This is a genomic window from Rhodococcus sp. R1101 (genome assembly GCF_000278445.1).
In the GTDB taxonomy this organism is placed as follows: domain Bacteria; phylum Actinomycetota; class Actinomycetes; order Mycobacteriales; family Mycobacteriaceae; genus Rhodococcus; species Rhodococcus gordoniae.
The window spans coordinates 1-6,585 of the sequence record NZ_AJVB01000203.1 but is presented as its reverse complement, the minus strand read 5'-3'; the positions used below and the strand labels follow the sequence as shown (position 1 = coordinate 6,585).

Annotated in this window: 6 protein-coding genes and 1 pseudogene; 2 read left to right on the top strand and 5 right to left on the bottom strand. The window is 67.2% G+C overall.

Annotated features, from left to right (window positions below; genetic code table 11):
• Positions 1 to 266 precede the first annotated feature (266 nt).
• Positions 267 to 509, top strand: coding sequence for a three-helix bundle dimerization domain-containing protein (locus R1101_RS0113600; RefSeq protein WP_026003246.1), 243 nt, complete (start codon positions 267 to 269; stop codon positions 507 to 509).
• Between the two features lie 108 nt (positions 510 to 617).
• Here R1101_RS0113600 and R1101_RS0113595 read toward each other — a convergent pair whose 3' ends face one another.
• Positions 618 to 2,654, bottom strand: a complete 2,037-nt coding sequence (locus R1101_RS0113595) for a phage holin family protein (protein ID WP_016933962.1) — start codon at positions 2,652 to 2,654, stop codon at positions 618 to 620.
• Positions 2,655 to 2,690: 36 nt separating this feature from the next.
• Between R1101_RS0113595 and R1101_RS0113590 the strand changes: the two genes are divergently transcribed.
• The gene (locus tag R1101_RS0113590) at positions 2,691 to 3,497 is read left to right on the top strand and encodes an MBL fold metallo-hydrolase (protein ID WP_016933961.1); all 807 of its coding nucleotides are present in this window, start codon (positions 2,691 to 2,693) and stop codon (positions 3,495 to 3,497) included.
• A gap of 26 nt (positions 3,498 to 3,523) precedes the next feature.
• On the opposite strand, the gene R1101_RS0113585 is transcribed toward R1101_RS0113590, so the two are convergent.
• From R1101_RS0113585 to R1101_RS26705, 4 genes and pseudogenes are all read right to left on the bottom strand, one after another.
• On the bottom strand, positions 3,524 to 4,360 hold the full coding sequence (locus tag R1101_RS0113585; RefSeq protein ID WP_026003245.1) for a class II glutamine amidotransferase: 837 nt from the start codon (positions 4,358 to 4,360) through the stop codon (positions 3,524 to 3,526).
• Positions 4,361 to 4,420: 60 nt separating this feature from the next.
• Positions 4,421 to 5,743 carry a diacylglycerol/lipid kinase family protein gene (locus tag R1101_RS0113580; RefSeq protein WP_016933959.1) on the bottom strand — a complete coding sequence of 441 codons (1,323 nt, stop codon included), beginning with the start codon at positions 5,741 to 5,743 and terminating at the stop codon, positions 4,421 to 4,423.
• A 115-nt stretch (positions 5,744 to 5,858) separates the two neighbouring features.
• Positions 5,859 to 6,296: a type II toxin-antitoxin system Rv0910 family toxin gene (locus tag R1101_RS0113575; RefSeq protein WP_016933958.1), complete on the bottom strand. Its 438-nt coding sequence runs from the start codon at positions 6,294 to 6,296 to the stop codon at positions 5,859 to 5,861.
• Between the two features lie 96 nt (positions 6,297 to 6,392).
• Positions 6,393 to 6,585: pseudogene (locus R1101_RS26705) on the bottom strand (cation acetate symporter); the annotation flags it as partial.

The following is a 6,585-nucleotide window of genomic DNA, read 5'->3' as shown; positions in this document are numbered from 1 at the left end:
AACGCGCGGCGAGCGAGTTCTCCGGCGAGCGCTTCCGATGCTTCTTGTGCCCGGTCTTGTGTCCCACAGTTCTCCCTCGGACGTGTACCCATTGTCCGCCTTCGGTCCGGAGTTCGTGGGAGAACGATCGGTTCGGTGCAGTGGAGGCGGAGCCGATCGACACGTGCCTGCAACCTGTCGCGAGCGATGCCGAATCGTGCCCCGAAACGGGCGTCCGATACCGTTTCGTGCCTCGACGGCCCTGGAGGCCGACGTACGATCGGCCGATGAGCGGTGACGACGAGTTCCGTCAGATCCAACAGGTCGTCGAACGTCTGATCCCTCGGTATCCGCTTGTTCCTCCGGACGACATCGAACGTGCAGTGAACGGCGTCTACCTCCGATTCGCCACGAGCAGAGTTCGGGACTTCGTTCCGTTGCTCGTCGAGAGGGCGGTGAAGCGCGAACTCGCCGGACATCCGACGCTCGATTCACCTCTCCCGCCTGTGCTTCCGGATCTCGGCGGGTAGGACGTGGGCCGGCACGAGTACGTCGGTCTTCACGACGCCGGGCAGAACCGCTGACCACATCGACGAGAACAACCTCTCCCGAACAGGTTCCATTCGTTCCGAGCCGGGTCACCCGTCCCCGACCGTCGCGTCGTGATCGGTCGTGGCCGTGGACGGTCCCGCCGAGAGATCCCGCCACCCGGCGAGCACCTCGTGCACGTTCTCGGCGCCCTTCAGCGGTTCGGGTGGCGGGGGCAGCACGGCGGGATAGAGGAGGAACGGGGTGCTCTGCGGGCCACCCATACCGCCGTGCGAGCCGACCTGCTCCTCGAACGCCGCAACCTCGTCGGTCTCGGGCCAGTAGGCACCGCCGACCATGATGTCGGCGACGTTGTCGAAGGTGTCGGTGCGCCGGATCTTCGCCAGCGCATCGGGACCCATCACCTCGAGAGGGTTGCGGCCGGTGACCTCACCGGTCGTCACGTCCACCCGGCCGTGGGCTCCGAGCACGACGGATCCGCCAGGGGTGGCGACGAGCAGGAAGCCGATGCCGGGATGCTCCCGGAGAGCAGTGAGAAGTCCTGGATGCGCGGCCTCGATGGTATCGACGTCGGCGCGGCCGGGCAGATGAGGGAAGTAGATCAGGCCGAGGTTGCCCGAGCCGAGCACGATCGGTTCACCGGCGACGGTGTGCGCCTGCTCGCCGACCGGCGCGGCGTGCATGCTGGCTGCGGCATACGCGCGTCCTTCCCCTCCGGGCCGGGTCGAGGGCTCCGCTCTGCGCTCGTGCCGGTGACGATCGGCCGGCTCGTCCCGTGTGGCCGACCGGATCACCAGTTGTTTCAGGCTCTCTCCGTAGCGTTGAAGAAACGTCGCGCCCTGACTCTGCCCGTGATCGGACAGCACGACGACGCGATAGGACCGGTCGGACTGTTCCGCGACCGCGAGCAGCATCGCGATGATGTCGTCGACCTTCGCGAGCACGGACAGCGTTTCGGGCCGAGAGATCCCGGAGTGGTGCGAGACCTCGTCGTAGCCGATCAGATCGAGGTAGACGACAGTACGTCCCTTGATCAGATCACCGACCACCGCGGCGGCGGTGACGTCGGTGGCGAGTACGGTCGCGAAGGCGCGGACGAAGGGATACATTCCGCCACGCGGTACCCGTGGCCGGATGTCCTTCCGTTTCTGCCGCAGCGACTGACGAAGTTCCCGTTGCAGTTCCGCGATCATCCGGATGAAGGTGCGCAGCGCACTCGCAGGATCGGCGAAATAGGCGCTGTAGCCGGCGCCCCCACCGAGCCGGGCGCCGCGCATACGACTGACGACCAGTACGTTGTCCTGCGCACCACCGGTGAACAGGTTGCCCCGGCTCGCACCGTCGTGGGCGAGCAGCCCGGGCCGCTCTGCTCGTTCGAGTTCGCGCTGCTCGTTGTCGGCCGGGTTGCTGAACACGGAGATACGCCCGGTGGTCTTGTCGTACCAGCGGAATGCGGGCACGTTGTGGTTGGAGCCGTGCAGCACGCCCAGTTGGGTCGCTCCGGTCTGGCTGCTCCAATCGGTGTGCCACGGCACCAGCCGGTGGGTTTCACGCACCAGCTTCGCCAGGCCGGGCGTGACACCGTCGGCGATCGCCCGCCGCAGGACGTCGTACCCGAGCCCGTCGATCTGGATGCACAGCAACCCCGGAGGCGCACCCACGAGCGTCGCGTTGCGCCGCAATCGGAACCGGTTCCGCCGCACCTGCATCAACCGGTAGGCGGTGTCGGAACGGGAGGCGATCGCGCCCGAGACGACGGAAGTGACCAGCGAGACCAGCGCGGCGAGCACGATCGCATCGCCCGGGCGGTCCACTCCGGCGACCGGTACCAGGTACAGCGTCAGCAGCATGATCACACCGCCGGCCAGGAAGACTCCGGCGAACAGCAATACCGGGCCGATCCACGACATCAACCGCATCATCACCGGCCACAACGCCGCGTTCAGCAGACCGAACACCAGCGCGAGTACCAGCGCGGCAGGCAGTGTCGGTATCGGAGCGAAGCCGGACCGGTCGAGGGTGATGCCGCCGAGGACCCGGTCGAGCACGACGAGCACGAGCGCCGACGATCCCCACAGCACGAGGAACTCGACGAGTATCCGTAACAAGCCGCCCACCGTACGCATCGCGGGCCCCTTCCCACGTCTGGAATCGTAAGGTTCATGCGTACGCCGCCGCGTCCGAATGCCCCTGTATCCGGTCTGCGCTGGCTCGGGCATGCCACCACGCTGATCGAGGACCACGGGACGGTCGTCCTGACCGATCCGGTGCTCACCGACCGCGTCGCACATCTGCACCGCCGCCGGGGACCCACCCCTGCCGGACCGCGTATACGCGATCCGGATGCCGTCCTGCTCTCACACCTGCACGCGGACCACACCCACCTGAGGTCGTTGCGGTTGCTCGATACGGACGTTCCGATCGTGATCCCCTGGGGAGCTGTCGACGGATTGCCGGCACTGCGTCGATTCGCCGACCGGCTGGTGCCGTTGCGTCCCGGCGAGGAAACACGGATCGGCACGGTCACCGTGCGCGCCGTGCCCGCCCGGCACGATGGCCGCCGTTGGCGTCGTGGACCGGAACTCGCACCGGCGGTCGGGTACGTCGTCGAAGGAGACCGGCGCACCTATTTCGCCGGCGACACGGATCTGTACCCGGGTCTCGCCGACCATGTGGGGCCGGTGGATCTTGCGTTGCTACCGGTCGGAGGTTGGGGGCCCACCCTCGGCGACGGCCACCTCGATCCCGGCCGGGCCGCTGTCGTCGCCCATCTCGTGCAGGCAGGCCTGGCCGTACCGATCCACTACGGCACGCTGTGGCCGATCGGATTCGGCGCCGTCCGCCCCCGGTTGTTCTTCGAGCCCGGCACCGAGTTCGTCGGCCGGGCCCATCGTGCGGGGATCGCCGCCGTGGAGCTGTCCCCGGGTGACTCGATCGACACACCGGGTGCCGGCCGGGGCGAACGGTGAAATCGGATCCGGTAGCGAAGAATTCGTCACGACGGGATCGAGTGGACCGGCGAGATCGGCTCGAACGGCCGGAACTCCTGGTCGCTCCCCCGAACGACGCCCGCGCTCGACTCCGGTACCTCCAGCCAGGCCCCTTCGAGATCCCGAAGGGGCTCGGACACCACGAATCGGGTGTCGTCGCCCAGCTTGTACAGCACCTCCACTTCGGGATGCTGCGCCCGTACAGCCGTGATGTCGGCCGAGTAGAACAGCGAACGTGTCTTTCGTTCCGTCGAGTACCGGAACACCCAGACACTGTCGCCGTCGGTGGTGGCAATCGTTCCCTGCATGGGGTTCTCGATACCCTGACGGGCGGCGACATCCTCCACGAAGCCGACGGCCTTCGCCACACCGGTGAACGGGTCGTCGGCGAGGCCGAAGGTGAGCGCGAGGTAGAACAACATCTCGGAATCGGTCGATCCCCGGATCCCGTCGTAGAGACTCGGATCGACGGCCATCGCCAGATCGCGTTTCATCGCGTGGAATCCGTGCACGGCCCCGTTGTGCATCCACAACCTGTTCTCGTACCGGAAGGGATGACAATTGGTGCGCTGCACCGGAGTCCCCGTCGAGGCACGGACATGCGCGAACATCAACGGCGTCCGGATCTGCGTTGCGATCTCCCGCAGGTTGCTCTCGTTCCACGCAGGTTCGATGCACTTGAACAACGCGGGTCTCGGACCTTCTCCGTACCAGCCGATCCCGAATCCGTCTCCGTTCGTGGTGGTCGCCCCCATCCTGGAATGCAGGCTCTGATCGATCAAGGAATGGACCGGCCGGAAGAGCACGTCGTCCATCAGGACCGGGTCACCGGTATACACCATCCATCTGCACACACATACATTGAAGTCGCCCGGCCCCTCGTGGGGTGACGTCGTGAGACTTCATTTCGGCCACAATATCTTCCGCAACCCTGCGTAATCGAGGCGTGGAGACGGCAATCGCACTCCCGGACGGTCGCGGGGAACACGAACGCGTAGCGCTCCGGTGGAGATCGTGCATCGAACGGGTGTCGACAACATCACCGACTCGCCGTCGACTCCGACCGGAATCTCCGGTACGTCCGCTTCGACGACCACCTCTGTCGCGGTGCGCTGCAACAGTCCTCGGTCGTGAGTGCGACGGAACAGGCCGATGGCCTGGCGGGCGTTCGAGACCGAGATCGCGACGACACCGAGCCGCCCACTGTCCAGACGGGCTCGTCGCCCGAGTCCCGCCAGGTCGTCGAAGGTGTACGGGCCGTTGCTGACCAGGACGGCCTGCGGTCCGTCGACGGTCTCGGTATCGATTCCCGCCCGCAATGTCGGCCTACCCTGCTCACCGAGCAGATCCGGCAGCATCTGCAGTACCGTCGCCGTCTTGTCTGCGCGGTACTGCGGGCTCCGGACCACCTCCGCGTAGACACCGAAGGACGCGTTGTTGACGAACGGGCGACCGTTGATCCGGCCGAGATCGACGCGCAGTTCGACACCGTCGCCGAGAGCGCCCAGGCCCGCAGCGGGATCGTCCCGGTCCAGCCCGAGATCGAGGGCGAAATGGTTCCGGGTTCCGGCGCTGATCACCACGAACGGGAGTCGATGTTCCGCTGCGACCGCCGCGACCAGGGCCTGGGTTCCGTCGCCACCCGCCACGCCGAGCAGGTCGGCCCCGCGCTCGACTGCCTTCTCCGCAAGTTCGGTGACGTCGAGTTGCTGCGGTCCGCTCAACAACACCACTTCCGCCCCGAGTTCTTCGGCCTTGCGCTGCAGGTCGAAACGGACGACCTTGCCGCCGCCCGAGCGTGGATTCATGACGAAGAAGGGATGCCGAACGGGCACGGCCGGAAATTCGGGCTGCGGAGTCACCCGGGCATGTCGTAGAGCGCGGCGTCCACACGCGACCGCCACGGCGACGAGCAGCACCGATGCGAGGGCGGCCCACAGGTGACCCGCCGCCGCGAAGACGACCACCACGACGACCGGCGCGAGCACGGTCACGGCCAGCGCAGCCCCGCGGATCACACCGTGGTGCGTGAGAAACCAGTAGGCCCCGGCAACGGCCAGGGCGCCGCCGGCCACCGCGACCAGCAGCAGCGCGACGACGCCGCGCAGACCCGCCTCCGCGAGTGGCACCACGATCGCCGCGATCACGGCGATACACGCCGCCCATGCCCACCAGCGCGATTCGGCGACGTTCTCGTCGGTACTCGGGTGATGATCCTCGGACATGGGCGTCGACCTCGCATTCGCGTCGAGTACCGAGCACTCGGGGACGGATCGATCCGCAGCGGGCCGCGGTCGTTCCTACGGGTCTACGCCTTTCCGGAAGAAGTGTCCAGAGGCGTCAGTTCCGGCCGTAGCGGCGCGCGAAGGTGCCGAGCGACGACTGCAGGTCGCCGTGCAGGGCGCGCGCCACCCCCGACCCGATCGGGCCGAACAACGGCGCTCCGCCGAGTTCGATCTTCATGGTCAGCGCCGAACCGTCGCCGCGGGCTGTGACGGCGAGTCGCATGGAGAATTTCGTGCCGCCCTTGCCCGTTCCCTTCAACACCACGTGGTGCGGCGCGTCCAGTTCGACGATGGTCCACGTGACCCGGTTGCGCATGCCCTTGACCGACACCACCGACTGCAGCGTGATGCCCTCGGACAGGGCATCGGGAAGGTCGCTGCGCCAGCCGTCGTGGATGCTCAGCCACTCACCGAACGACTCCAGACGGGAAGCGTGCTCCCAGGCAGCGTGTGGGTCGAGCGGAAGATCGGTCGACACTTCGAGTTTCGCCATGGTCCGCAACAGTAGACGCTCGGTTCCGGGGACGGAGACCCGAGACGCGGCGGTGGCCCGCCCCCGATCGGGAGCGGGCCACCGCGGCACGGAGGGTCAGTGGGAGACGGCCTTCTCCACACCGACACCGGTGAGCGAGCGAACCTCCATCTCCGCCTGCTTGTACCGGTCCTCCTGCTTGCGGCGTCCGACGAAGGTGCCGACGATCCCGAGGACGAACGCGAGCGGGATCGACACGATGCCCGGGTTCGACAACGGGAACCACGAGAAGTCCACCTCCGGGAACATC

Coding starts and splice junctions, on each gene's coding strand:
- R1101_RS0113600 (WP_026003246.1), top strand. CDS start 267: ATGAGCGGTGACGACGAGTTCCGTCAGATCCAACAGGTCGTCGAACGT.
- R1101_RS0113595 (WP_016933962.1), bottom strand. CDS start 2,654: ATGCGTACGGTGGGCGGCTTGTTACGGATACTCGTCGAGTTCCTCGTG.
- R1101_RS0113590 (WP_016933961.1), top strand. CDS start 2,691: ATGCGTACGCCGCCGCGTCCGAATGCCCCTGTATCCGGTCTGCGCTGG.
- R1101_RS0113585 (WP_026003245.1), bottom strand. CDS start 4,360: ATGGTGTATACCGGTGACCCGGTCCTGATGGACGACGTGCTCTTCCGG.
- R1101_RS0113580 (WP_016933959.1), bottom strand. CDS start 5,743: ATGTCCGAGGATCATCACCCGAGTACCGACGAGAACGTCGCCGAATCG.
- R1101_RS0113575 (WP_016933958.1), bottom strand. CDS start 6,296: ATGGCGAAACTCGAAGTGTCGACCGATCTTCCGCTCGACCCACACGCT.